Here is a 25,104-nt window from a genome sequence, read left to right as displayed (position 1 = left end):
TAATAGAATAAAAAAAGCGGGCTAAATAGCGCCGCTTTTATTTCTCTACCTTTTTGAAGAACTGCGGAAGATATTCTTTATGCGCTTCCAACATTTCATCTAAAATTTGTTTTGCAACTTTATCTGATGGTACAAGTGGATTAATTGTCATAGCAAGCAGCGCTTTATGATAATCCCCTGTAACAGCAGCTTCAATTGTTGTGCGCTCAAATGATTTAATTTGTTGTACTAAACCGCGAACTGGTACCGGAAGATCTCCAACTGCAATTGGTTTTGGACCTTCTTTCGTAATAATACAGTTCACTTCAACAGCAGAATCATGTGGTAAGCTTGCAATTGTTCCGTTATTTCGTGTATTAACAGGTTGGATATCACCTTTATTATTGTAAATAGAAGTAATTAAACTACATGCTGCGTCACTATAATAAGCGCCGCCACGTTTTTCTAATTGTGGTGGTTTAATATCTAAATTCGGGTCTTTATATAACTCGAATAAATCATCTTCTAATTGTTTTACTACTTCTGCACGTGTACCTTTTTCAACCGAAGCTTCTTTCTCTTCTTCTAACATTTCACGTGTTTTGTAGTAATAACGATGGTATGGACATGGAATTGCACGAAGACCGCGAATAAAGTCTGGCTCCCAGTTAAGCGCAGCGATATTTTCCATCGTAATTTGCTTTTCTGGATCTGTTACAAGCTCTAACACACGATCCATTACACTTACGCCATCTAAATATACGTCTAGTCCGTATACCATATGGTTTAAACCTGCGAAGTCAACATGTACACGACTTGCATCTACTTCAAGTAATCTCGCAAGACCCATGCGAATTCCGATTGGAACGTTACATAGACCAACTACTCTTTGAATATTTGTATAACGAAGAACAGCTTCTGTTACCATACCAGCTGGGTTTGCAAAGTTAATTAACCATGCATTCGGACAAAGCTCCTCCATATCCTTACAAATATCTAAAATAACAGGAATCGTTCTCAATGCTTTGAATAAACCACCAGGACCATTCGTTTCCTGACCGATTACATCATATTTTAATGGGATTGCTTCATCTTTTGCACGTGCTTCTAATAAACCTACGCGAAGCTGCGTCGTTACGAAATCAGCATCCTTTAATGCCTCGCGGCGATCAAGCGTTAAATGTACCTCGATTGGTAAACCAGATTTTTTCACCATACGTTTCGCTAAGTTACCAACGATTTCTAACTTTTCTTTTCCTGCCTCAATATCTACTAACCAAATTTCACGAACAGGAAGTTCATCATAACGTTTAATAAATCCTTCAATTAACTCTGGTGTATAACTAGATCCACCGCCGATTGTAGCAATTTTAATTCCATTCATGCTTTATTCCCCTTTCGCTTCTAACTTTTTATAAAGGTCAATAAATTCTGCTGCTAATTCTTTTACTGTAATCGCATTCATTAAATGATCTTGTGCGTGAATTAAAAGAACACTAATCTCTGTTTTTTCTCCTCTTGCTTCTGATTGTATGAGCTCTGTTTGGAAATGATGCGCTTCATTAATCGCTTCTTTCGCCTTTACCATCGCTTCATCAGCCTCTGCCATTTTCCCCTGTTTGGCAAATTGAAGTGCCTCCATCGCAAAGCTTCGTGCGTTACCACTATTTAAAATTAATTGAAATGGAATTTGTTCTGCTGTAGTCATCATAATTACCGCCCTCTCTATAAAGTTCAACCGATTTAAATACCCCTTCAGTTTGAACATTTCTATTAAATTATTATTTTATGAATGATAGTTTAGTGTTCTTGTAGATGGATTTCATCTTTTTGAACATGATATAAAGGTAGTTGTTCTCACAGATCATGTTATCTGTGAGAACAATTACTATGTTACATAGGTAAAGAATTATTGTTTCCTTGTGCTGCTTTTTCATTGCGAATAACTGAGCGATCGCATGCGACAACGAATGGGAAATAAATCGCCATTGCAACAACAAAGTTGAATAATTGTAAAATCGCACCAGAAGGATGTAATCCTGTTACAAGGTATCCACTAATAATCGGTGGAACGTTCCATGGAACCATCGCTACTGTTTTTGGTACCCACCCTAAATAAATTGCTGTATAAGATGTGATAACTAACACAACAGGTGTTAATACGAACGGGATGAATAAAATTGGATTTAAAACAATTGGTGTACCAAAGATTACTGGTTCGTTAATGTTAAATGCACCAGGTCCAATTGATAGACGAGATACACCGCGTAATTGTGCGCTTTTCGCTACAATTAATACAACGACTAAGAATGCTAATGTTGCACCAGAACCACCAAGATATACGAAAGTATCAAAGAATGGTTTTGTAATAATATTAGGAACATCAAATGCAGATGTACCATCTTGGAATAACTTAATATTTTTCTCTAATGCTGGTAAGTATAATGGTTCGATAATACCACCAACAATATTCGGTCCATGTAAGCCGAAGAACCAAAGTACATGTACTAATAACGCGATGAAGATTGCACTTGGTAACGTACCTGCTAACCCTTGTAATGGAACTTGTAATGTATTAAAGATATACTCATGAACACTTGTACCTGCTAGTTTTACTGCTAATTGAATACCTGCAACACCTGTTAAAATCACAAATGCTGGAACTAACGCAGCGAAAGATTTCATTACTGCTGGTGGTACACCGTCTGGCATTTTAATTGTAATGTTTCTTTGAACAAAGAAGCGGAATATCTCCGTTACGAGTATGGAGACAATAAGTGAAACGAACAAACCCTGTGCGCCTGTCCAAAGCATATTTATTCCAGCTTCTTTTGGTGTTGTTGGTGTAAGAATAATTAATGCACCAAACGAAATAATACCTGCTGACAATCCATCAACACCGTAAGATTTTGCTAAGTTATAACTTATGGTAACCGCCACCATCAGAGCTAATACCCCGAAGGACCCTGTCCACATACCAGCACCAATTTGTGTCCAAGTTTCACCGAATAAATCTTTCATAAAATTTTGGAATGCTGGAATTGGTAAACCATTAACTAGTACTGCCATCGAACCAACTAAAATAAGTGGCATAACTGCAATAAATCCATCTCGGATCGCAGCTAAGTGACGTTGCGATCCGATTTTACCAGCAATCGGAACCATGTACTTCTCCATAAATGCAATAAACTTTTGCATTTTACTTCCCCCCTAATTATTTTTTAAGTGTTAATGCGTGATCTAAAACTGCTTCTCCATTCATCATGCCGTAGTGCATTGGATTGATAACGTCGATTCCAACGTTTCTCTCATCAGCAAGCGTTTTCATTGAAGAAAGCATGTAACGAACTTGTGGTCCTAGTAATAATACATCTGCTTGATCGATATTCGTTTTTACTGCATCCCCAGATACAGCCCAAATCTTTCCTTCTAGACCGCGAGCTTTTGCAGCCGCTTCCATTTTTGTAACTAGTAAACTTGTAGACATCCCTGCTGAGCAACATAATAAAATATTCATTTGAAAATCCCCCTTGTGTAGTATAAAAAGTTTATGTTTATTTATTTTTCTTTACGCTATTTATTAATGCAATTAGCGTGCCAACTTTTTAAAACCACTAAAATCAGCACTTTTTCGACTGTTTTCTTTGTGTGTTAACGCTTTCGATTAGTGTGTCACTCAAAAAACACACAGTGTGTTATAAAACAACACGGTTTTAACACATAACTGTATGAAAATAGATTAGTGTTTAGTTGTCTAGCTCTATTTAAAACAAAAAAACACTAAAAAATTTTTTTAGCGTGAAAATCCAGTAAAAAAATAAACCTCTCTTGAGCATACCTTTCTATCACTTATCAAAACAAAAATTACACAGAATAAAAGAAAGTAAAACATTAATCAGTGAGGGTTTTGTTCATCCCCCACTGATAGTACGGACACATACATAATTTTTTTCACCGTAATTGATGATTTAATTTTTCTATTTTCCGCTTCCAATACAGCGTCATCATACACCATATAATAAAGTAAATAACAATAAAGATTCCTATACAAATAAGAATTGGACCGAAACGATTTGGAACCCATCCAACCCAAATTGCTGTAGGCAAAAATGTTCCTAGCAAAACAATAAAGTGAATCATCGTTTGTTTTAATATACTCCATTCTTCTTTTTCAAAAATAAATGAAGCGAAAGAAAAGATAAGTCCTACTATATTGGCTGTAACTAAATACGTAATTAAGATTTTCGTTTCTACTGTTTCTACCCCTTTCACATAACCGATCCATAAAAACAATAGACTATATATCATCGCCATCCCTAAACCAAAAGCAATTTTATTTATAACTCTATCAAACATCTTTTAACCTCCTCCTATATTTAAAACCTCTTTAATAAGCGGTACGTACTTCCTCGAAACATATTCTTTCATTCCATTAGAAAATTGAGCACACATACTACCGCTAAAAGACATTTCAAAACTTTTTACATGCCCTAAATTTGCAAGTATTGACTTAGAAAATCTAGCAAAACGCTTTCCGGCTAACTGTTCCTCTAATTCATATAAGCGAGCCTTCACTTCAAGACTCCCTTTCTTCGTTTGCGCCATAACTTTTCTTTCTTCTGTATAAAACCAATAAATATCATGTAAATCCAATAAATGATACTGATGATCCAATACACCAACAATTTGATTTACAGTTCCCCCCTCTATTATTTTTAAAAGTTGCTGAATATCATCTGTTATTTCCTTCGTTTTTATAATTATTTCTACTTCTTCTTGTGATGGGTCTAATTCGATGTGAACTTTCATCTATTTCCCACCTCCTTTACACTTTCATTTTTACATAAAGTTGGAAATAATAAATACAATCTTGCGTAAGTGGTCTTCGTTTCGTCATAACAGTATCTTTTCAACATATAAAAAAACCTTGCATAAGCAAGGTTCATTCATTCACTGACATTTTCTTATATAATTCTACAAACTCACTCGCTAATTCCTTTACTGTAATAGCATTCATTAAATGATCTTGCGCATGCACCATCAGAAGGGTAACTTCGGTCTTTTCACCACCAGCTTCTTTCTGTATGAGATCCGTTTGTACACGGTGCGCCTCTTTTAATTCCTCTAACGCTTCTTGTAATTTCGCTTCTGCTTCTGTAAATTCTCCACGCTTTGCGCAATCAATTGCTTCCATTGAACAACTTCTCGCATTTCCCCCATGCAAAATTAAATGAAAAGCCTTCGTTTCTATCGTATCCATTTTAGTTCTTTACTCCCCCTTTTCTTCCGCCAACTTTTGTTTATCCCATATTTTTAAGAACGGTAAATAAATGGCGAACGCTAGTGCAAAGTTAACGAGTTGCAAAATAACACCTGAAATTCTCCCACCCGATCCTAAATATCCACTAAATAGAATTGGTGTCGTCCATGTTACAGCAGCACCACTTGGGCGAGCTACCAATCCCCATTCCATTGCGAAATAAGAAACAATCGTTAACACAACTGGAACTAATATAAATGGAATCAGTAACAGTGGATTCATGACAATTGGCATACCGAAAGTTACCATTTCATTAATGTTAAAAATACCAGGTGCAATTGACAATCGTCCTAAACTTTTTAATTGCTGACTTCGTGCAAACAATAACATTCCGACAACTAAGGCTAGTGTTGCACCAGAACCACCCATATAAATCCATAAATCAAAAAACTGTGCGGTAATTGTATTCGGTACGTCTTGACCAGCCTGAAAAGCAATTCGATTTTGATCCATTAATGATAACCAAATTGGACTCATTACGCCGCCCACAATTGTAGCCCCATGAATTCCACACGCCCAAAGGACATGAACGAGAATAACCGCTATGACTGCTCCCCAAAGACTAGCACCAAGTATACTAAGTGGTTCTTGCAGTAGCTTCCCTACAACATTATGAATGCTTCCGAAAGTTGTGTGTTCAAAAATCAATCTAATGATCCAAACAACTGTCACAACAATAAATCCCGGAATAAGTGCTGCAAATGAACGTGTTACTGCTGGTGGAACGGTCTCAGGCATCTTTATAATCATCTTTTTTTGTACAAGAAATCGGTATATTTCAGTAGATATAATTGCAATAATCATCGCTACAAATAAACCTTGGCTTCCCATTAATGCCGCTGGAATTACTCCATCTACCAGTATACTTTCTTTCGTACCCGGTACAATATATGCAACTTGAAATGGAGTTGCAAGTAAAAACGTCACAAGCGACAATGCCCCAGATGCTAAAGCATCTACTTTATAATACTCCCCAAGCCTGTAAGCGATTCCAAAAACAGCTATTAAAGCCATTATATTAAAAGTTGCACTAACTGGATACCCTAATGCTACGTTCCATTTTTCCCCAAACAAACTTGCCATAAATTCATTGTACCCTGGTATTGGTAACGTACTAATAATAAGAAAAATTGATCCTATAATTAAGAAAGGCATCGTCAATACAAGTCCATCACGAATTGCTAGCAAGTGCCTCTGCTCTGCAATCTTCCCTGCTAGTGGCATTACATATTTCTCTAAAAACCGTATCATCTATCCCACTCTCCTCATGGTTTCATTGACAAAGCTGCTTGCAAGATAGCTTCTCCATTACAAAGTCCGTAATGGACGGATTGAATGACATCAACAGGTATCCCTTTCTCCTTACATAATTCTTTCATTTTCGGTAATAAATAACGTACTTGCGGTCCAAGTAAAAGTACATCAGCTTTATCAATATGACTATTCACTTCTGAACCTGATACAGCCCAAATCTTTACCTCTATTCCTCTTGCCTCTGCTGCTTTCTCCATTTTTGTTACAATCAAACTGGAAGACATTCCCGCTGCACAGCAAAGCAAAATATTCATCCCTTTTCCCTCCCCCTTTTTCCAAACCTAAGTTACGGCGCATCCTTTGCCACCACTAGGTTACAAATATATATGTCTAGATTTCCTGCTGTATGCCGAGCTTAAAAACAAAAAATTCTTAATTTTCACTCTGTTACATTGATCAGTATTCTTCTAGTAAAGGGGATTCTAACTCGCTATAATAATTCAGTAGGATTTTTTAATTGATAGGAGGATATATTTATGAAGGCATATCGCTTTCCACTTATTTTATTATCTTCTATCCTAATTGGTGGTTTCATTGGTTATTTCATGGGTGCCGATGCAGTGGCTTTAAAGCCACTTGGTGACATTTTCTTAAACTTAATGTTTACGATTGTTGTACCGTTAGTGTTCTTTAGCATCGCATCATCTATTGCTAATATGGATGGATTAAAACGTTTCGGTAAAATTATGTCTAGCATGGCTGGTACTTTTTTATTTACAAGTATTTTAGCTGCTATTTTTATGATTATTGTCGTGAAAGTATTCCCGCCAGCACAAGGTGTTGTATTGGAATTAACACAACCTGATAAAGCTGAAAAAGCTGTTAGTGTTGCAGATCAAATCGTCGGTATTCTAACAGTATCTGACTTCTCGAAGTTACTATCTCGTGAAAATATGTTAGCTCTTATTTTCTTCTCTATTTTAATGGGGGTTGCAACTTCAGCAGTTGGTGAAAAAGGAAAACCATTCGCTACATTCTTACAAGCTGGTGCAGAAATTTCAATGAAAGTTGTATCTTTCATTATGTACTACGCTCCAATCGGACTTGCTGCTTACTTCGCAGCGTTAGTTGGTGAATTCGGACCACAACTTCTTGGAACTTACTTCCGAGCGGCAATGGTATACTATCCAGCGTCTCTCATTTATTTCTTTGTATTCTTCACGTTCTATGCATACCTTGCAGGTCGCAAACAAGGTGTACAAGTATTTTGGAAGAACATGGTCTCTCCTACAGTTACATCACTTGCAACTTGTAGTAGTGCTGCTAGTATTCCAGCGAACTTGGAAGCAACGAAGAAAATGGGTATCTCGGCTGACATTCGTGAAACAGTTGTCCTTCTTGGATCTACACTTCATAAAGACGGATCTGTTTTAGGCGGCGTATTAAAAGTTTCTTTCTTATTCGGTATTTTCAACATGGAATTTGAAGGACCGAAAACATTAGCGATCGCACTTGTTGTTTCTCTATTAGTCGGAACAGTAATGGGCGCAATTCCAGGCGGCGGTATGATTGGTGAAATGTTAATCGTTTCTCTATACGGATTCCCGCCAGAAGCATTGCCTATTATTGCGGCAATTAGTACAATCATTGATCCTCCTGCAACGATGTTAAACGTAACAGCAGATAACGCTTGTGCCGTAATGACAGCTCGCCTTGTAGAAGGTAAGAACTGGATCAAAAACAAATTTGCTTAATAAATAGAAAGAGGATGCTCCAAACGAGCATCCTCTTTTTGTTGTGATTTTACAGCAAATCGATATATTAGAAAAATCGTTGATATATTTGAAGTTGTGATAAATATATTTCGAAATAATCCATTCCGCCACAAATTTGTTATAACCTTCACAAATATTCCACATCTATTATCCGTTATCCGTACTATAATCATGTATGGAAAAGGAGATGGGCACAATGGCACAAAGCGCACCAGAATTTAAAGTTTTGCAAAGCATTGCATTCCTTGCTGTCGTTTTGCAAAGTTCCCTATTATATACAATGAATCAAGGAAATGTCTTACTTGAGCAATCCCTCATTATGGGCATGCTATTTAACCTTGCAAAATTTTCAGCACCTGCATTCATATTTATCGTCGGCTTTCACTTAATTCGGCAATATACAAAGCAACTAACCTACACAGAATATATTTATGAAAAAGCCGCACATTTACTCATTCCTTATTTCTTCTGGTCTATTCTTTACTTATTAACAACAAACGATATGATTACACTGCAAAGCGGAATAAAAAGTTTATTACTCGGAACAGCCGCACCCCATCTTTGGTACGTGATTATGATGTTCCAAATTCACTTATTGTTCCCTTTGCTGTGCACACTCTTTTATTGGTTTCAAAAACGAACAGAAAATAAAAAAGACATATATAAATATATGACCATCTTTGCTTGTCTATATTTCCTCTTAATGTGGTATTCTTCTCACTACATTTTTAATGGAGAGAAATTGACTAACTCAACCATTTTACATTATACAGATCGTTCCTTCTTCTTCTACTCATTCTATTTTGTCATGGGGGGAATCGCTGCTGTAGCACTAAAAACGTGGCGTATATTTGTCATGAAACATATCCCGCTTATCACAATATTATTTTTCATCTTATTTCTATTCATCAATTATGAGTTATTTAGTTTTTACGGAGCAAACTCTATTCATTTAACCGTTTCGACTTATTTAAAACCGTCTATGTTTTTATATATCGTATGCGAAATTATCATACTTTACGTGCTGTCTATTACAATCGTACAACGACGCGGTTTCTTATATAAATCTTTACGATTTATCGGGAATTACACGTATGGTGCTTATTTAGCTCACTTTTTCTTCTTACAACTATGTACAAAATTTCTTTCTTTATTCACACTGCAAGAAAATACAATATTATATAGCCTATTATTATTTACAATAACGGCCACAATCTCGATTTCAGCAATGGTCATTTGCAGTACACTACCATTTCATACGTGGATTACAGGACCTTCTCCTACGACAAATGTGAAATGGGCTAAGATTGTACTTCGGAAAAATCACGAAAAGGTATTCAAACCATATCTTTGATATAATAAAATTCCATACAAGAAAAGAAAGTAGGACACACCTATGATTAATCAAATTGGGCAAATTATGTTATATGTAAATAATCAAGATGAAGCAGTACACTTTTGGACTGAAACAGTAGGATTCCACATTATTGCGGAAGAAAATAACGGACAAGGGTTTCGCTGGATTGAAATTGCACCAACGAAAGAAGCAGGCACAAGCATCGTCCTTCACGATAAAGCGTTAATTGCGAAGATGCAACCTGAATTAAACTTACATACGCCTTCACTTATGTTCTTCTCTAATAACTTAGATCAACTGTATGAAGATCTTTCTGAGAAAAACGTTACAGTTGGACAAGTTGTAGATTTACCTACAGGTAGAGCATTCAACTTTGCTGATAATGAAAACAATTACTTTGCGGTAATGGAACGCAAATAAAAAAAAGGTATCCGAAAAAAAGAGGCCACTGAAAAAGTCCACATAATAAGAAAAAGGAGTCCATCACCTACTATATACAGGTGATGGACTCCTTTGTTTTTTCTATATATTGATAAAATACACGTTATTTTTTCAAAGCAATCACTTTTTCAGTGCCTTCGAAAAAAACGGATACCTTTTTTCATTTTAAGAAACTTGTTCCGCATTCGTTTCCCTATGTTGTATATGACTCGTGATCCAAGCAATTCCACCAGCAACAACGAGGTAGCATAACAATATTAAAATTTGCGTTTGTAATTGCGACCAATCTCCTAAAGAGATCACATCTTGTAATCCTCTAAGAGAATGAGACATTGGGAGAAACTGTCCAATTTTGCTAAGAACAGCTATGTTTAACTCTCCTGGGAAAGTCCCCCCGCTTGTAGCTAATTGCAATACGAGCAGCGTTACCGCTGCGAACTTCCCAACAAGACCAAATACCGTTACTAACATAAGGATAAATGTCATGAACGTAAAAGAAATAACAATACTTGATAAAACAAAGAGTGGCACACTTGCAACTTCTAATTTCATAACTCCTAGCACAACCACATCCACAAGTAATGCTTGAATAAGTCCAATTAAATATACCAATCCTAGTTTATTAATAAAATGTACCGTTCCGCTTACCTTCATATTTTGTCTACGGCCAAGCGGTAAAATATTCGAAGCCATAATTCCGCCAACATAAAATGCAAGTGATAAGAAGTATGGTGCAATACCTGAACCGTAGTTAGGCACGTCAGAAACTGTTGACTTTACTAATTGAACCGGTTCTGAGAACATCGTATTGCGTGCATCATCATTGCGAACATCCGCTATCTTCTCTGCGCCCTCTCCTAATTTCGTAGAAAGTTCTTTCGCACCATCGTCAAGTTTAACAAGTCCGTTCGTTAACTGATCAGCCCCGTGATTCAGCTCTGTTCCGCCACTTGCAAGATGATTTACACCTTCTTGCAGGGATGTAAATCCATTTCCCCACTTCGTAAGTCCATCTGCTACATTTGCTGCACCATCTGCTATCTTTTTCGTTCCGTCAGTAGCTTCATTTAACTTAACTCCGAATGTATTCATGCCTTCTTCAACCTTATATTGACCGTCAGCGAGCCTCTTCGCTCCTTGTGTCAATTGTTGTTGGCTATTATTTAAAGTATTTGTTGCTTTAGCTAATCCATTAGAAGTAGCAATGATCTTTTGAAAAGCAGGATCTTGCTGCGCCTCTGGATGACTTTTCACGTACTCTTCTAATTGTTGTTTTATACTACTTGCTGCATTGTCCGCTTTCACTTGCCCTTCAGCAAGTTTCTCACTTCCGCTCACCCATTCACTTGTACCAGCACTTAATTCATTAACTCCTGATTGTAAAGTTTTTTCACCTTGTGCTAATAACTCCATACCACTATGAAGTGATGTCGCCCCTTGACTCAGCTCGTTTGCTCCCCCCGTTAAGGCAGATTGGCTGGATGCAAGCTTGTCACTTCCCTCTTTCACTTTTGATGTCCCGTCACTTAAACGATGAATACCACCTGCAAGCTCATTTGCTCCATTTCTTGCATCTACCATTCCTTCATGTAACTTCTCCGCACCATTACTTGCATCACCCAATCCTTGTGCTAAGTCTTGAAACTTTGAAAAGACACCTTCTGTATAAGATTTCGTAATACTATTTGAGATTTTTGTTTTCATATTTTCCACAGCTGTCGTTCCAATTTGAGCTGCTACAAAGTTTTTACCTGGATTTACTTTGTACTGCAATTGTGCCGGCTCTGGTTTCTCATCCATAAGCGTACTTACCTTTTTAGAGAAATCCTCTGGAATCGTAACAACCATATAATACTTATCTTCTTTTAACCCTTCATCAGCATTTTTTGCTGATACGAAATGAAAAGCTAATTCCTTGTTCTCTTTTAAATTTTTAACAAAATCGTCTCCTGCATGAATTGTTTTCTCATCCATTGCAGCACCCTTATCTAAATTCACAACCGCAACCGGTAATTTATCTAACCGTCCATATGGATCCCAATATCCAGCTAAAAAGAATCCTGAATAAATTAAAGGAACGATTAACAAAAAAATTAAAGCGATACGCCCATGTTTATGGTGCCACATCGCTTTCCAATCTTTAAATACAAGCTGAATTCCCATCATGAAACATACTCCTTCTCCTAATTTAACACCATTAGAATGGTTTAACAGATTTACTATACACGTCACTTTCCATACTGTATAATACATCTTTAATTATTAATTCATTCCTTCCGGTCTATAGAAAAGAGGTTCAAAATGGAACTGCTCCAATTAAAATACTTTCAGACAGTCGCACGATTAGAACATATGACAAAAGCCGCGAAAGAATTGCATATCGCGCAACCTTCGCTCAGCAAAACAATTGCTAGATTAGAAAAGGACTTAGGCGTCCCATTATTTGATCGTCAAGGTCGACAGATTACATTAAACTCTTTTGGGAAAGTATTTTTAAAACGAGTAGAGCGCATTTTTCATGAATTAAGTGAAGGCGAACGAGAAATTAAAGATTTAGCTGAATTACAACAAAGCTCTATTACACTGGCAGTTTCTATCCCGAGAATATTACCAGAACTACTCGGTTCTTTTTTACTAGAACATCCTAACGTTCGATTCCAACAGTTTCTCGCATCTACTCCTTCTATGAAACGACAACTAGATAATATAGAAATCGACTTTTGCATTTCTTCTGTGCCAATCGAAGGCGAGGAGATTATTTGGGAACCACTTATTACAGAAGAAATTTTCTTAGTCGTCCCTTCAGGTCATCGTTTATCAGGCCGCGAAAGTATCCATCTACATGAAGTAAAAGACGAACCATTTATTAGTATGAACACTGGTTACGGATTTCGGCACTTAACAGATGAATTTTGTAAAGAAGCTGGTTTCACTCCACACATCGCTTTTGAAGTAGATGAACCAACCGTGATTAGCGATCTCATCAAGCAAGGTCTCGGCATCGCTTTTGTCCCAAGTTTAACTTTATTAAAAAACTCTACTTTAGCATCAAACAAGTTGCGTATTATTGAACCCGTTTGTAAGCGAACGATTGGCTTAAGCTGGTCAAAAAAACGTTACTTATCAAAAACCGCCCAGCAATTCCGTGAATTCGTGATTGATTACTTCTCCAATATTAGAACATAAAATTATATCGACGATTTTTCAAATATATCGACGTTTCGACAAGAAATATCAATATATTGAAAAATAACGACACAAATAGAAGGTGCCATCCTTTTTGGATGGCACCTTCTATTTCTTACTCTTCTCCAATTCCATTTCCGCTAAAAGCGGCAATACGTTATCGAAAATATGCGTATTATTATTTTCACCTGTTACATATCCACCGTAATATCTACTAAATACATTATCATTCCGGAACGTGACCATATGATTATATAATTCTTTCGCAAACTTTGTATCACCTGTTTGTAGTACGTACAAAATCGTTAGTCCGTAAGCGGCTGGTGATTCATAATTCACAGTTTGTTTTCCCGTTTCTAAATTGTAACGACCGTATAGCTTTCCATCCTCCTGGAATTTTTTCTTTATAAATTCCAAATAAGCATCCGATGAAAGGCCACCTAAACTACGATGATATGCAACGTATGATTGGTCAATAAGATTCGCTTCTTTATCGTACGTAAATGTACCATCTTCTTTATACTCTTTCGGGAATGCCCAGCCATGCCTTGGATAATCCGCTAAAAACTGAACGACTTCCTGATATTGCTGAGCAGAAACTTTTCCGTACTTTTTCATGTAGGAGAATGCACGCGGATTTATATATGATGTAGTTGCAAAATTATTTTGTTTGCCTGTATCTGCATCATAATAATCAACGTAATAATTATTTTTCTTATTATAACGAAGTACGGCATCACTCAATTGATCTGCAAGGTTTTTATAACGATCTTCCTTATACATTTCATAAGCACGATATAATTGTTCTATAATACGAAGATCATCTATAAGTGCATTTGTAGCTGACTGCATTTCTCCCTTTTCAGAGATTTTCCATAAAACGATACGATCCTTATGTACAAAGTTATTTTGAACGACCTTTACTTGTTCATCAAATAACGCTTGATCATCTTTATCCAATGTATATTGTAGCCATAGCCCTGCCGATTCTGATAAAGCTTCACGGCCTTTTGCTTCACCCGTACCTGCCTTTGTATCCCCTAAACGATATGTGGCAAGCGTCCCATTTTCATTAAACATATGCCGTAAAATAAAATGTTCAGTACGGTTTCCTTGTATCGCTGACCAAAATACAATTCCACCTAAAGCGATTAAGAGAATAACTCCAATCCCTATATATATACGTTTCCGCAAACTTTTCACCTCCCTAATAAGGCTATCCTTAATTTTACCAGAACATACGTAAATGTAAAAAAGACAATCTATTAGATTGTCCCACGTGTTTCTATCCCTCACAAGCCTCTTTAGAAGGTCTATATAGCGATTCCACAAGTCGATCATATTCACGACGCGTAATCTCTTTATTATACAACTTCAATAATAAATCTCTATGCTCTTTTGAAAATGCCATCTTTTTAATGACTTCAGGATACATAAAACATCCTCTCCATTTCACATAAACTTCTTCATTCTGAAAACAGAACTTATGTTCGCGTAAAAGATTATAAAATATTCCTTACTAAAAAACAAACAAAATATTATAAAACATTAACTTATTTCTCTTCAGAATATTCAAACATTATATTACCATATCCACTTTTTAAATACATATATATTTTTGGTAGTTTTTTTGAATAAATCTTCCAATTTAATCAGAAAATAATGGCAAAAAAGAAGAGGAGTTTACATATGGATACGGTAACATTAGCAAGAGCATTTTTTGGTTCTTCATTAGCATTCCACATTATATTTGCAACACTTGGCGTCGGACTTTCATTGATGATTTTTATAAGCGAAATACTCTATCACTGGAAGAAAGATTCCGACTACGCCATTATGGCGAAAAGATGGACAAAGGCGTTTGCTATTCTTCTCGGTGTAGCAATTCCAACTGGAACAATTGTTGGTGTGCAAATCTCACTTCTTTGGCCTGGCTTCGCCAAAATTGTTGGGCAAGTTATTTCTGTTCCCTTTCAAATTGAGATTTTCGCCTTCTTTTTAGAGGCTTTGTTCATGTCTATTTATGTATATGCAGCTGATAAATTACCTCCATTCATGAGATTAATCTCACTATTCTTCGTCATGATTGGTGCCACGGCATCCGCCGTGCTTATTACATCAGCAAATACATGGATGAATACACCAGCAGGCTTTTCAATGGGGCCAGATGGATCAGTTTTTAACGTTGATCCGTGGAAAGCTTTCTTTAATCCGAGTTTTGGCACAAGCGCATTCCACGTTGTAATTACTGCCTATGCAACTGGAGCTGCGGTCATTGCCTCTATCGCTGGATTTAAATTATTAAAGAAGAATTTAAGTAAACGTGAGATTGCTTATCATAAAAAAGGACTACTGTTAGGGCTCGTCGTGACATTTATTACAGGTGCTACAATGTGGCTTTCGGGACACGAATCGGCAATTGCCTTACATAAGCATTCCCCTGAAAAACTTGCATCTGCTGAAGCTTTATTTGAAACGACATCACATGCACCGTTATCAATTGGCGGAGTTGTAGATCCTAACACACTTGAACTAAACTATGCATTAGAAATTCCGAACATGCTTAGCCTACTAGTGGGACTAGACCCTAGCACCGTCGTAAAAGGGCTAAAGGAATTCCCACAAGAAACATGGCCACCCTTTTACACACATACACTATTCAACTTAATGGTCGGCACCGCTGCCTTCACTTTTGCAGTTGCAGCAATCGCCCTCCTATATTGGTACTTTGTTTACCGAAAAAAAGGAGCAGAATTACCGAAGTGGCTTCTTTGGGGCGCTGCCGCGTGCGGACCAGTTATGATGCTCGGTATTGAATTCGGCTGGATTTTCAGTTGTAGCGGTCGTCAGCCTTGGACCATTTATGGTATGCAACGTACAGTCGATGCTTCTACACGCGCTGATTTCGTCGGTCCCTTATTTATTCTATTCATCATTTTATATATTGGACTCGGTATTTTAACAGTTTTTGTACTACGGACATTCTTTAAGAAACATCCGCTTACAAATGATTTACATCACGAAGGAGGTGATTCTCGTGCATGAGGAAAGTATTGCAATCATCATCTTATGGGCTCTTATTTTCGTATACAGTATATTAGGGTCCATCGATTTTGGAGCAGGTTTTTGGGGCATGGTATACGCAAAACATCCAACGCTCGCTGCCAAGCTTGCCAATCGATACTTATCACCAACCTGGGAAGTAACAAATACGTTTCTCGTCTTTGTCGTTGTTGCATTTCTTGGCTTCTTTCCAAAAGCAGCCTTTACCCTTGCGACAGTAATGTTCGTACCAGTTATGTTAATTTTAGTACTCGTGGCAATTCGCAGTACATTTATGGTATTTGCTTATTCTCTTCCTAAATATCAACACCTTCTTCGTATTATTTCAGGTATTACAGGGCTCTTAATTCCCGCTCTATTAATTACCGTTTTACCTGTTACAGAAGGTGCCTATATTACAATGTCTGAAGGAAAAGAAGTACTCCTGTATGGAAAACTTCTTTCTAGTCCTGTTATTTATTGTTATATGCTCTTCGGACTAACTTCGGAACTATTTCTATCCTCTCTCTTTCTTGCTGATTTTGCGAGAGAACAAGGTTCAGAAGATGCATATAAGATTTATAGAAGAAACGCCATCATCCTTGGTCCTGCAACGCTCGTTACGGCGATTATCGCCCTCGTTGTAATGGACCCGGAAACACACTGGCTTATGCAAGGACTAATAAAGCAATTCACATGGTTTACAGTTTCCATCGTTTTATTCGTTATCGGGTACTCTTCTCTTTGGTGGACAAACAAAAAGTATGGCACACTAGGATACCCTCGCATTGCCGTTTTAGCAGTCGTCGCTCAATATGCATTTGCAAGTTACGCTTACGGTGTCGCGCATTTACCATATATTATTTATCCTGATGTAACTGTATTTACAAGCTTTACAACGACAGAAACATTTTATGCATTGCTTATTCTATACGCAATTGGAATTGCAATTTTATTACCAGGATTTATTTTCTTCTGGAATTTATTCTTGAAAGATCGAACTTTTTTGAAAGAGAAATAATATTGTGGGAGTCTGTTCCAAAAAGTATTTTGGAACAGACTCCTTTTGTCATGTTTTGTCGATAAGTCGATATATTTTAAAAATCGCTCATATATTTTGAGTTGCACCGATATATTTCAATAATCGCTCATATAAATTTCATTTACTATCTTACTGCCCAAACAATTTATAGACTCCTCTCACAATAGTTATTTCACTATTCGTGACACTTGTCCTTTAGCTTGAAAAACACATATTCACTTTATTCCATCATACGCCTAGTTCTTCCTATTTTTTGCTGAATATACTACCAATACAAACTTGAGACAAGCTACATTTGTTCAAAGGAAATAGAAAGGTAGGCAAAATATGAGCATTGAAATATGGATTACTATTATTGTGTTCTTCTTAACGATGATTGTTATATTTTGGCGACCTCGTGGTTTAAATGAGGCATGGCCGGCAGCAATTGGCGCGGGTATTATCCTAATTACTGGACTTGTATCCAAACCAGACGTCATAGACATTATTAGTAAGATTGGTGGTGCCTCTATAACAATATTGGCGACCATCGTTATGGCGGTTATATTAGAAAGCTTCGGCTTCTTCCACTGGTCCGCGGCGAAACTTGCAAATTTAGCAAAAGGTTCTGGTCGCCGTTTATACTGGTATATTCAATTATTATGTTTTCTTATGACTCTTTTATTTAATAATGACGGTAGTATTTTAATTACAACTCCAATTTTAATTCTTCTCCTAAAAAATCTCCAATTAAAACCGCATCAACAAATCCCTTATTTATTAAGCGGTGCTTTAATCGCTACTGCATCTAGTGCACCAATTGGTGTAAGTAATATCGTAAATTTAATCGCATTAAATATCGTTCATATGACTCTTTATATGCACACCGCGATGATGTTTGTACCAGCAACATTAGGACTATTATTTATGTCATGGCTTATGTATACAGTTTTAAAGAAAAAGCTACCAGAAAGATTACCTGTTTCTTCATATGATATCGAAGAAATATTCTTCACAAAAAACTTCCATCCGTTAAAGGGAAAAAGTTCTGTTGATACGAAACAAAAACGTACAAAATTCATGTTAAAGGTATTAAGTTTCGTCTTCCTTATGCGCTGTCTTCTATTCGTTGCATCCTTCTTATCCATCCCAATCGAAATTGTTGCAGTACTCGGTTCACTCGTCCTTCTCATCTGGAGATGGTACTACTTACGAACGAATCCTATCGATATTTTGAAAAAGACACCGTGGCACATTTTAATTTTCGCTTTCTCTATGTACGTCATTATTTACGGACTTCACAATGCAGGTTTAACAGCTGCCCTTGTACAATGGCTTGAGCCAGTTGTAAATCAGCATCTACTTTATGCTAGCTTTGCAATGGGCGGACTCGTTTCTCTCCTCTCTAACGTCTTCAATAATCACCCTGCACTTATGATTGGTACAATCACATTAACAGAAATGGGACTAGACCCGATTACATTAAAAACTATCTATCTCGCAAACATTATTGGTAGTGACATCGGTTCACTATTACTACCAATCGGTACGCTAGCTTCCCTCATTTGGATGTATATCCTGAGACAAAATAAAATTAAAGTAAAATGGAAAGACTATTTAAGTGTATCCCTTATCGTTATTCCGCTCACAACAGTCGTCACATTATTCCTCTTATACTACTGGGTACACCTCTTCTTCGCCTTATAAAGTGAAACTTTAATCAGTGGGGGTTTTCTTCATCCCCCACTGATTATTAGTTGAACCAATCGGACTTTTATGGGCAGTTGATCCCCCACCTAAATTCTTTGCTTTCGCTGAATTTTGAGGTGGGGGTCTTACTGCCCATTAAAGCGGGATAAACGACAGAAGCCCGCTTTGCTACCGTCTTAGCAAAGCGGGCTTCTTCTATATTTAAATTAGGTACTACAGTGTGATCAATCAAGTAAAGAGGTGTAACGTGTTATTGGTATAAATGACTACCAGTGTCTTTAAATTCTTTCGCTTTCATCCCTTTTTCAATTGCTTCTGTCGTTTCTAAATCATTTTCTTTCGCATAGTCACGAATGTCATGTGAAATTCTCATACTACAAAACTTCGGTCCACACATGGAACAGAAATGAGCCGTTTTCGCGCCTTCTGCTGGTAATGTTTCATCGTGATATTCCATCGCACGTTCAGGATCTAAAGATAAATTAAATTGATCGCGCCAACGGAATTCAAAGCGAGCTTTTGAAAGTGCATCATCACGCTGATGAGCCGTTTTGTGCCCTTTCGCAAGATCAGCTGCATGCGCAGCGATTTTGTACGTAATAACCCCCGTACGAACATCATCTTTATTCGGTAAACCTAAATGTTCTTTCGGCGTTACATAACAAAGCATCGCCGTTCCAAACCAGCCAATCATTGCAGCTCCAATCGCTGATGTAATATGGTCATAACCTGGTGCAATATCTGTCGTTAACGGTCCCAGTGTATAGAACGGCGCGCCCTGACAAATATCAAGCTCTTTCTCCATATTCTCTTTAATTAAATGCATCGGTACATGCCCAGGTCCTTCAATCATCACTTGCACATCGTGTTTCCAAGCAATCTTCGTTAATTCACCAAGTGTTTCAAGCTCTGAGAATTGCGCTTCGTCATTTGCATCTGCAATCGAACCTGGACGCAATCCATCTCCAAGAGAGAACGAAACGTCGTACTGTTTCATAATTTCACAAATCTCTTCAAAATGAGTGTATAGGAAGTTTTCTTTATGATGGAATAAACACCACTGTGCCATAATTGAACCACCACGTGAAACGATACCTGTCGTACGCTTTGCAGTAATCGGTATGTAACGAAGTAATACGCCAGCATGAATCGTAAAGTAATCAACGCCTTGCTCCGCCTGCTCAATTAACGTATCACGATACACTTCCCACGTTAAATCTTCTGCAATTCCATTTACCTTTTCCAGTGCTTGATAGATTGGCACAGTTCCAACTGGTACAGGCGCGTTACGAATAATCCACTCACGCGTCGTATGAATATTTTTACCTGTAGATAAATCCATAATCGTATCTGCACCCCAGCGCGTTGCCCATGTCATCTTCTCTACTTCTTCTGCAATAGAAGACGATACAGCAGAGTTTCCGATATTTGCATTGACCTTCACGTGGAAGTTACGTCCGATAATCATCGGTTCTGCTTCCGGATGGTTAATATTCGCTGGTAAAATAGCGCGGCCTTCTGCGATTTCCTTACGAACAAACTCAGGCTCTACCCCTTCACGAATCGCAACATATTCCATCTCAGATGTAATGATGCCATTACGCGCATAGTGCATTTGCGTAACGTTTGCTCCTTGCTTCGCTTTAAGCGGTTTGCGATCCATTTGCGGGAACACAGGTGTATGCTTCGAAGCCACTTTTACACCGTCATCCTCTGGTTTCACTTCGCGCCCTTCGTATGCTTCTACATCTCCGCGCTCTAGGATCCAAGAGTGGCGCGGCGCCTGCAACCCCTTTTCCAGCTCCACTTTATACTTAGGATCCGTATAAGGACCGCTCGTATCATACACACGAATTGGCGGATTCGGAACGCCGTTTGTGTCGCTTTGTTCAATCTCACGCATCGGCACTTTCATACCTTCTCGTGGTCCATCCACATACACTTTCTTACTTCCTGGTAAACTCGATTTCAATTCAATTTGCTCAGCTGAAACAGACTGTTTCATAACCTTTGTTGCCCCCCTGTACGTGACAAGGACGAGATATGGCCAGCGTATGCCAAAATAAAAAGAGCCAGGTCCATAAAAAAATAAGGACCTGGCTCATAAAGACATCATTATGTAAAGCCGTTAACTTCCCTACGCTGGTACGAGCCAGATCAGGTCCAAAGGGTTAAGAAGTTCACGCGCTTCTCTCTCAGCCTACGCATACGTTAGGCACCCCTAGTTTATCACTGATTTAATTTTCAATACTTTCCCATCATACACGATAATCTGAAAAATGCAAAGTTTATTTCTTTTGCTCTTTATGGAATCATCCACGTTAAATAATATGCCTGTACATACGTCATAATACCAACAATAATTACAAAGAATAAACTATGCTTCACTGTGAATCGGAATAAATCGGATTCTTTTCCAGCAAGTCCAACTGCCGCACAAGCAATCGCAATCGATTGCGGAGAAATCATTTTTCCTGTTACACCGCCTGTTGTATTTGCTGCAACGAGAAGTACTTCAGATACACCGACTTGCTGCGCTGTAATCGCTTGTAAATTCGAGAACAGTGCATTTGCTGACGTATCAGATCCTGTTAAGAACACCCCAATCCAACCTAAGAATGGTGAGAAGAACGGGAATAGTCCGCCAGTTCCAGCAAGCGCTAACGCTAATGTAGATGATAAACCAGAATAGTTTGCAATAAATGCAAATCCTAATACGAATCCGATAGATAGAATTGGCATCTTAAGCTCATTTAACGTTTCTTTAAATGTCGCTACTGCATCTTTTGCACTCATTTTTAAAATAAAGATAGAAATGATACAAGCAATTAAGATTGCTGTTCCTGTTGCTGATAATACGTCAAATTTCAAAATTGCCTCGTAAGGCGTCGGTTTATTTACAATTGGTTCTGCTTTCATTACTAAATTGTGTAATCCTGGCACTTCAAACTTAAACACAAGACTTTCCAATGCGCCACCTGGAGCAAACAACGCTTTAAAGAAACTTTGGCTCCAAATGACTACCATGACAGTTAAAATAATGAATGGAGACCATGCTTTTATTACTTTTCCTACTGTTAGTTTTGGCATAGCTGTCGCCGTTGTTGTCGCAGCTACTTCACTATTTGCTTGCCCCGATTGATAAATTTCTTTCGGCTGCCAAACTTTTAAGAATAGCGATAAACTCACTAAACTTACAAGTGCTGACGTAATATCCGGGAGTTCTGGTCCTAAGAATGTCGCTGTAATGAACTGCGTAATTGCAAATGAGCTACCCGCTACAAATAGAGCAGGCCAAGTCTGTCTTACTCCTTTAAATCCATCCATTAAAAATACGATAAAGAACGGAACGAATAATGATAAGAACGGTAATTGATGTCCAGCCATTTGTCCAATTTTATGTGGATCAATACCTGTTACTTGTCCAGCAACTGTAATTGGAATTCCCATAGCCCCGAACGCTACCGGTGCCGTATTTGCGATTAAACAAAGACCCGCTGCATATAAAGGGTTTAACCCAAGACCAGCAAGAAGTGCTGCCGTAATCGCTACCGGTGCCCCAAATCCAGCTGCCCCTTCCAAAAATGCTCCGAATGAAAAACCGATTAAAATAACGAGTAAACGATGGTCATTCGTAATGGATAATACAGATGCACGAATCACATCAAATTGACCTGTTTTCACAGATATTTTATATAAAAATACCGACATAATGATAATCCAAGCAATTGGCCATAGTCCGTATAAGAAACCATATCCTGTTGCTGCCATTGCCATCGTGAACGGCATTTTATAAGCGAATAACGCCACTAAAATTGTAAGTACAACTGTAATAAATCCTGCCACATACCCCTTCATACGGAAAACTGCTAAAGCTAAGAAAAAAAAGATAATCGGAATAAGTGCGACCGCTGCCGAAATCCAAATGTTTCCGAACGGATCATAAACTTGTGTCCATGTGTTCATTGTTCTCTCCCCCTAAAGAATCCCCTTTTAAATAGAATAACCTCATCAATAGACTATCAGGTCATCATACCTTTAAGTCTAAAAATAAAAAACGTTTAAGAAAACGTTTTCAACAACTTTCATTTATACTGTACCATAACAATTTCTATTACAAAAGATTTTTTTGAAAATTTTATTATTTGATATAAAAATCTTACAAAATCGTCATGTTCCTGTAATGTTCATCGATAGTAAGCTTGCCAAAACTATTGCATAATAATAGTATAACAACGGACATTATTTATGAGGTGGTATATATGAACGGAAACAAAATATTAGCAGCTTTATCTTACTTTAGTGTACTATTTGCCCCTATCTTATTCCCTATTATCGTTTGGATTGTTGGGGATGCTGAAACAAAACCACATGCAAAACGGGCTCTATGGACACACATTATTCCAAGTATCGCTACATTCATTGGCGTAACTATTTTAGGAATTATGGGTCTTGGATCTGATCAACCGGATGTAACACTTGGGATCGGTACAATGATTGTCTTATGCATTTGCGGAATTATTAGCTTATACTACTTCATTTGGAATATCGTAAAAGGTATTAAAGTACTGAAAGCTTAATTTCCTTTTTAAACAAACGTTTGATTAATAAGAAAAAACCGTCCCAAAATAAATTTTGGGACGGTTTTTTTATCTTCTGCGTTTCTTCTTTTTTCTCATCATTTTCTTGCGGCGCGTATTCACTTTATCCGCTATAATGTGAAGCGTACTTGCCACAACAATTCCCATTACGAACGTTGTAATTTCAACCTCATGTTCCTTCGCAATTTCTATTAAATTCCCATCAAGGGCGATTACATTTAATAGGAATAAAAATGGGGAAAACACAATTAACATGTATGCAATACGAATTACATCACCGAGTATAATTGTATGTGTAAAGAAGGAGCGATGCGGCATGACCTTCTTATACGGATACCAAAATATACGCAGGAATCCCCATTTATTATACGCATTACTATACGTATCTAAATCCGGCGTTAAAAATGAAGTCCCTACTAAAAAGCCAATTGCAAAAGTTAATAAAAAATTAAAATTTGTTAATCCATACGAAAAGAGCAGAAACAAAACAACCGGAAGGGATATTAAGTTTATTTTCGTATGCGTTCTTCCTGATGGCATAATGCACTTCCTCGCTTACGTTCGCCCTGTCACCATATGACAGTTCTCACCTATTGATCTAGTTTCTGATCGATAAAGGATGTGTCTATATCCGAACCAAACCATTCTGCCAACTTCACTCGTGCCTTATCTTTCACATCTTCATTGACGTATAACGACGCTTGTAATAGTGCAGCCATTAACGCCCCTAAATCATCCGTATACCCAATTCCAGCAACGAAATCTGGAATCGCATCAATCGGTGCAATAAAATAAGCAAGCGCTCCAATTACAATAATTTTCACTCGTTTTGGAACATCCGGTTTCTGCAAAACGTAAAACAATAATAAACTGGCATAAATGACCGACTGCCCTGCTTGCTTTGCAACATGTTTTACTTTCTTCCAAAACGCTTCAACTGAAAATTTTTGTTCCATGTAAAAGCCTCCCTATTTTTAAAAAAATAAGCTACAATATGTTATCAGTAAAAGTTCATCAAAATTACACATAATCTATCAATGAACTCTCATTGTAACAAACAAAACAAAAAAGAACAAGTGTTCGTTAATTTTTACATACTTCCCTTCATATAATGGGTTTCTATATAACCACTTACCCATCGTCATTTCTTATTTCTCAACCAAAGAAATTTTCACTTTCACTTAACATTCTGCTCTACCTTTGTTATATTTTCTAGTTGACGGACATATAAACGAATGTTAAAGTTTTCTCTGGTAGTGACAAACCTCATACAAAAAATGTAAAATGTTATAGTGTTTCTCAGAAATGAATTTTGTTGTATAATACAGAAATGACGTTATGCTTATGAGCAACACAAGAAACCAAAAGGGTATGCATAGTTATAGTCGTATATGGGTGAATATAGAACCTCTAATTAT

At 37.4% G+C, this 25,104-nt stretch carries 24 protein-coding genes and 1 riboswitch; of the genes, 8 read left to right on the top strand and 16 right to left on the bottom strand.

What is annotated here, in order from left to right; translation table 11 throughout:
• Window positions 1–37 precede the first annotated feature (37 nt).
• The 9 genes from celF to CO726_RS09280 all read right to left on the bottom strand — a co-directional run bounded on the left by celF (window position 38) and on the right by CO726_RS09280 (window position 6,867).
• Window positions 38–1,363, bottom strand: a complete 1,326-nt coding sequence (gene celF / locus CO726_RS09320) for a 6-phospho-beta-glucosidase (protein WP_076541566.1) — start codon at window positions 1,361–1,363, stop codon at window positions 38–40.
• 3 nt (window positions 1,364–1,366) lie between these two features.
• The gene (locus CO726_RS09315; RefSeq protein ID WP_000989050.1) at window positions 1,367–1,690 is read right to left on the bottom strand and encodes a PTS lactose/cellobiose transporter subunit IIA; all 324 of its coding nucleotides are present in this window, start codon (window positions 1,688–1,690) and stop codon (window positions 1,367–1,369) included.
• Between the two features lie 182 nt (window positions 1,691–1,872).
• Window positions 1,873–3,177, bottom strand: coding sequence for a PTS cellobiose transporter subunit IIC (celB, locus tag CO726_RS09310; RefSeq protein ID WP_099684067.1), 1,305 nt, complete (start codon window positions 3,175–3,177; stop codon window positions 1,873–1,875).
• Window positions 3,178–3,193: 16 nt separating this feature from the next.
• Window positions 3,194–3,496, bottom strand: a complete 303-nt coding sequence (locus tag CO726_RS09305; protein ID WP_001023569.1) for a PTS sugar transporter subunit IIB — start codon at window positions 3,494–3,496, stop codon at window positions 3,194–3,196.
• A 434-nt stretch (window positions 3,497–3,930) separates the two neighbouring features.
• On the bottom strand, window positions 3,931–4,335 hold the full coding sequence (locus CO726_RS09300) for a DUF3021 domain-containing protein (protein ID WP_099684066.1): 405 nt from the start codon (window positions 4,333–4,335) through the stop codon (window positions 3,931–3,933).
• 3 nt (window positions 4,336–4,338) lie between these two features.
• Window positions 4,339–4,788, bottom strand: coding sequence for a LytTR family DNA-binding domain-containing protein (locus CO726_RS09295; RefSeq protein ID WP_099684065.1), 450 nt, complete (start codon window positions 4,786–4,788; stop codon window positions 4,339–4,341).
• A 133-nt stretch (window positions 4,789–4,921) separates the two neighbouring features.
• Window positions 4,922–5,239, bottom strand: a complete 318-nt coding sequence (locus CO726_RS09290; protein WP_098758925.1) for a PTS sugar transporter subunit IIA — start codon at window positions 5,237–5,239, stop codon at window positions 4,922–4,924.
• A gap of 9 nt (window positions 5,240–5,248) precedes the next feature.
• Complete coding sequence (gene celB, locus CO726_RS09285) at window positions 5,249–6,550, bottom strand: PTS cellobiose transporter subunit IIC (RefSeq protein ID WP_099684064.1); 1,302 nt, start codon at window positions 6,548–6,550, stop codon at window positions 5,249–5,251.
• Between the two features lie 14 nt (window positions 6,551–6,564).
• A complete protein-coding gene (locus CO726_RS09280) occupies window positions 6,565–6,867 on the bottom strand; it encodes a PTS sugar transporter subunit IIB (RefSeq protein WP_016079717.1) in 303 nt (100 codons plus the stop codon).
• A 222-nt stretch (window positions 6,868–7,089) separates the two neighbouring features.
• Between CO726_RS09280 and CO726_RS09275 the strand changes: the two genes are divergently transcribed.
• The 3 genes from CO726_RS09275 (at window position 7,090) to CO726_RS09265 (ending at window position 10,105) form a co-directional block, all read left to right on the top strand.
• Window positions 7,090–8,307, top strand: a complete 1,218-nt coding sequence (locus tag CO726_RS09275; protein WP_099684063.1) for a dicarboxylate/amino acid:cation symporter — start codon at window positions 7,090–7,092, stop codon at window positions 8,305–8,307.
• Window positions 8,308–8,524: 217 nt separating this feature from the next.
• Window positions 8,525–9,682 carry an acyltransferase gene (locus CO726_RS09270; RefSeq protein ID WP_099684062.1) on the top strand — a complete coding sequence of 386 codons (1,158 nt, stop codon included), beginning with the start codon at window positions 8,525–8,527 and terminating at the stop codon, window positions 9,680–9,682.
• Between the two features lie 42 nt (window positions 9,683–9,724).
• A complete protein-coding gene (locus CO726_RS09265) occupies window positions 9,725–10,105 on the top strand; it encodes a VOC family protein (protein WP_099684061.1) in 381 nt (126 codons plus the stop codon).
• Window positions 10,106–10,291: 186 nt separating this feature from the next.
• On the opposite strand, the gene CO726_RS09260 is transcribed toward CO726_RS09265, so the two are convergent.
• Window positions 10,292–12,292, bottom strand: coding sequence for a YhgE/Pip domain-containing protein (locus CO726_RS09260; RefSeq protein ID WP_099684060.1), 2,001 nt, complete (start codon window positions 12,290–12,292; stop codon window positions 10,292–10,294).
• A gap of 135 nt (window positions 12,293–12,427) precedes the next feature.
• Between CO726_RS09260 and CO726_RS09255 the strand changes: the two genes are divergently transcribed.
• Complete coding sequence (locus CO726_RS09255) at window positions 12,428–13,312, top strand: LysR family transcriptional regulator (protein WP_099684059.1); 885 nt, start codon at window positions 12,428–12,430, stop codon at window positions 13,310–13,312.
• Between the two features lie 108 nt (window positions 13,313–13,420).
• Here CO726_RS09255 and CO726_RS09250 read toward each other — a convergent pair whose 3' ends face one another.
• Window positions 13,421–14,506, bottom strand: coding sequence for a transcriptional regulator (locus CO726_RS09250; protein WP_136699489.1), 1,086 nt, complete (start codon window positions 14,504–14,506; stop codon window positions 13,421–13,423).
• 91 nt (window positions 14,507–14,597) lie between these two features.
• Complete coding sequence (locus CO726_RS31730; RefSeq protein ID WP_002174240.1) at window positions 14,598–14,747, bottom strand: hypothetical protein; 150 nt, start codon at window positions 14,745–14,747, stop codon at window positions 14,598–14,600.
• 254 nt (window positions 14,748–15,001) lie between these two features.
• Here CO726_RS31730 and cydA point away from each other — a divergent pair, with 254 nt between their 5' ends.
• The 3 genes from cydA (at window position 15,002) to CO726_RS09230 (ending at window position 19,082) form a co-directional block, all read left to right on the top strand.
• On the top strand, window positions 15,002–16,357 hold the full coding sequence (gene cydA, locus CO726_RS09240; protein ID WP_099684057.1) for a cytochrome ubiquinol oxidase subunit I: 1,356 nt from the start codon (window positions 15,002–15,004) through the stop codon (window positions 16,355–16,357).
• Window positions 16,350–17,375: a cytochrome d ubiquinol oxidase subunit II gene (locus CO726_RS09235; RefSeq protein ID WP_099684056.1), complete on the top strand. Its 1,026-nt coding sequence runs from the start codon at window positions 16,350–16,352 to the stop codon at window positions 17,373–17,375. The genes cydA and CO726_RS09235 overlap by 8 nt, the downstream gene beginning before the upstream one ends.
• A gap of 348 nt (window positions 17,376–17,723) precedes the next feature.
• Window positions 17,724–19,082 (top strand): arsenic transporter, encoded by a 1,359-nt coding sequence (locus CO726_RS09230; RefSeq protein ID WP_099684055.1) that lies wholly within the window; start codon window positions 17,724–17,726, stop codon window positions 19,080–19,082.
• Between the two features lie 253 nt (window positions 19,083–19,335).
• On the opposite strand, the gene thiC is transcribed toward CO726_RS09230, so the two are convergent.
• Together thiC and lldP are read right to left on the bottom strand one after the other, a co-directional pair.
• Complete coding sequence (gene thiC, locus CO726_RS09220; RefSeq protein ID WP_099684054.1) at window positions 19,336–21,090, bottom strand: phosphomethylpyrimidine synthase ThiC; 1,755 nt, start codon at window positions 21,088–21,090, stop codon at window positions 19,336–19,338.
• A 112-nt stretch (window positions 21,091–21,202) separates the two neighbouring features.
• A riboswitch (TPP riboswitch) is annotated at window positions 21,203–21,318 on the bottom strand.
• 71 nt (window positions 21,319–21,389) lie between these two features.
• On the bottom strand, window positions 21,390–23,051 hold the full coding sequence (gene lldP, locus CO726_RS09215) for an L-lactate permease (protein WP_099684053.1): 1,662 nt from the start codon (window positions 23,049–23,051) through the stop codon (window positions 21,390–21,392).
• A 296-nt stretch (window positions 23,052–23,347) separates the two neighbouring features.
• Here lldP and CO726_RS09210 point away from each other — a divergent pair, with 296 nt between their 5' ends.
• Window positions 23,348–23,665 carry a magnetosome magnetite crystal formation protein family gene (locus tag CO726_RS09210; protein WP_001014100.1) on the top strand — a complete coding sequence of 106 codons (318 nt, stop codon included), beginning with the start codon at window positions 23,348–23,350 and terminating at the stop codon, window positions 23,663–23,665.
• A 69-nt stretch (window positions 23,666–23,734) separates the two neighbouring features.
• Here CO726_RS09210 and CO726_RS09205 read toward each other — a convergent pair whose 3' ends face one another.
• Both CO726_RS09205 and CO726_RS09200 read right to left on the bottom strand, forming a co-directional pair.
• Window positions 23,735–24,226, bottom strand: coding sequence for a metal-binding protein (locus CO726_RS09205; protein WP_099684052.1), 492 nt, complete (start codon window positions 24,224–24,226; stop codon window positions 23,735–23,737).
• A 50-nt stretch (window positions 24,227–24,276) separates the two neighbouring features.
• On the bottom strand, window positions 24,277–24,642 hold the full coding sequence (locus CO726_RS09200; RefSeq protein WP_000435504.1) for a YkvA family protein: 366 nt from the start codon (window positions 24,640–24,642) through the stop codon (window positions 24,277–24,279).
• Window positions 24,643–25,104: the final 462 nt, after the last annotated feature.

This window comes from Bacillus fungorum (genome assembly GCF_002746455.1).
Taxonomy (GTDB): domain Bacteria; phylum Bacillota; class Bacilli; order Bacillales; family Bacillaceae_G; genus Bacillus_A; species Bacillus_A fungorum.
Note: the sequence above shows the minus strand (reverse complement) of the source record. Positions and strands in the feature narration are given on the sequence as shown.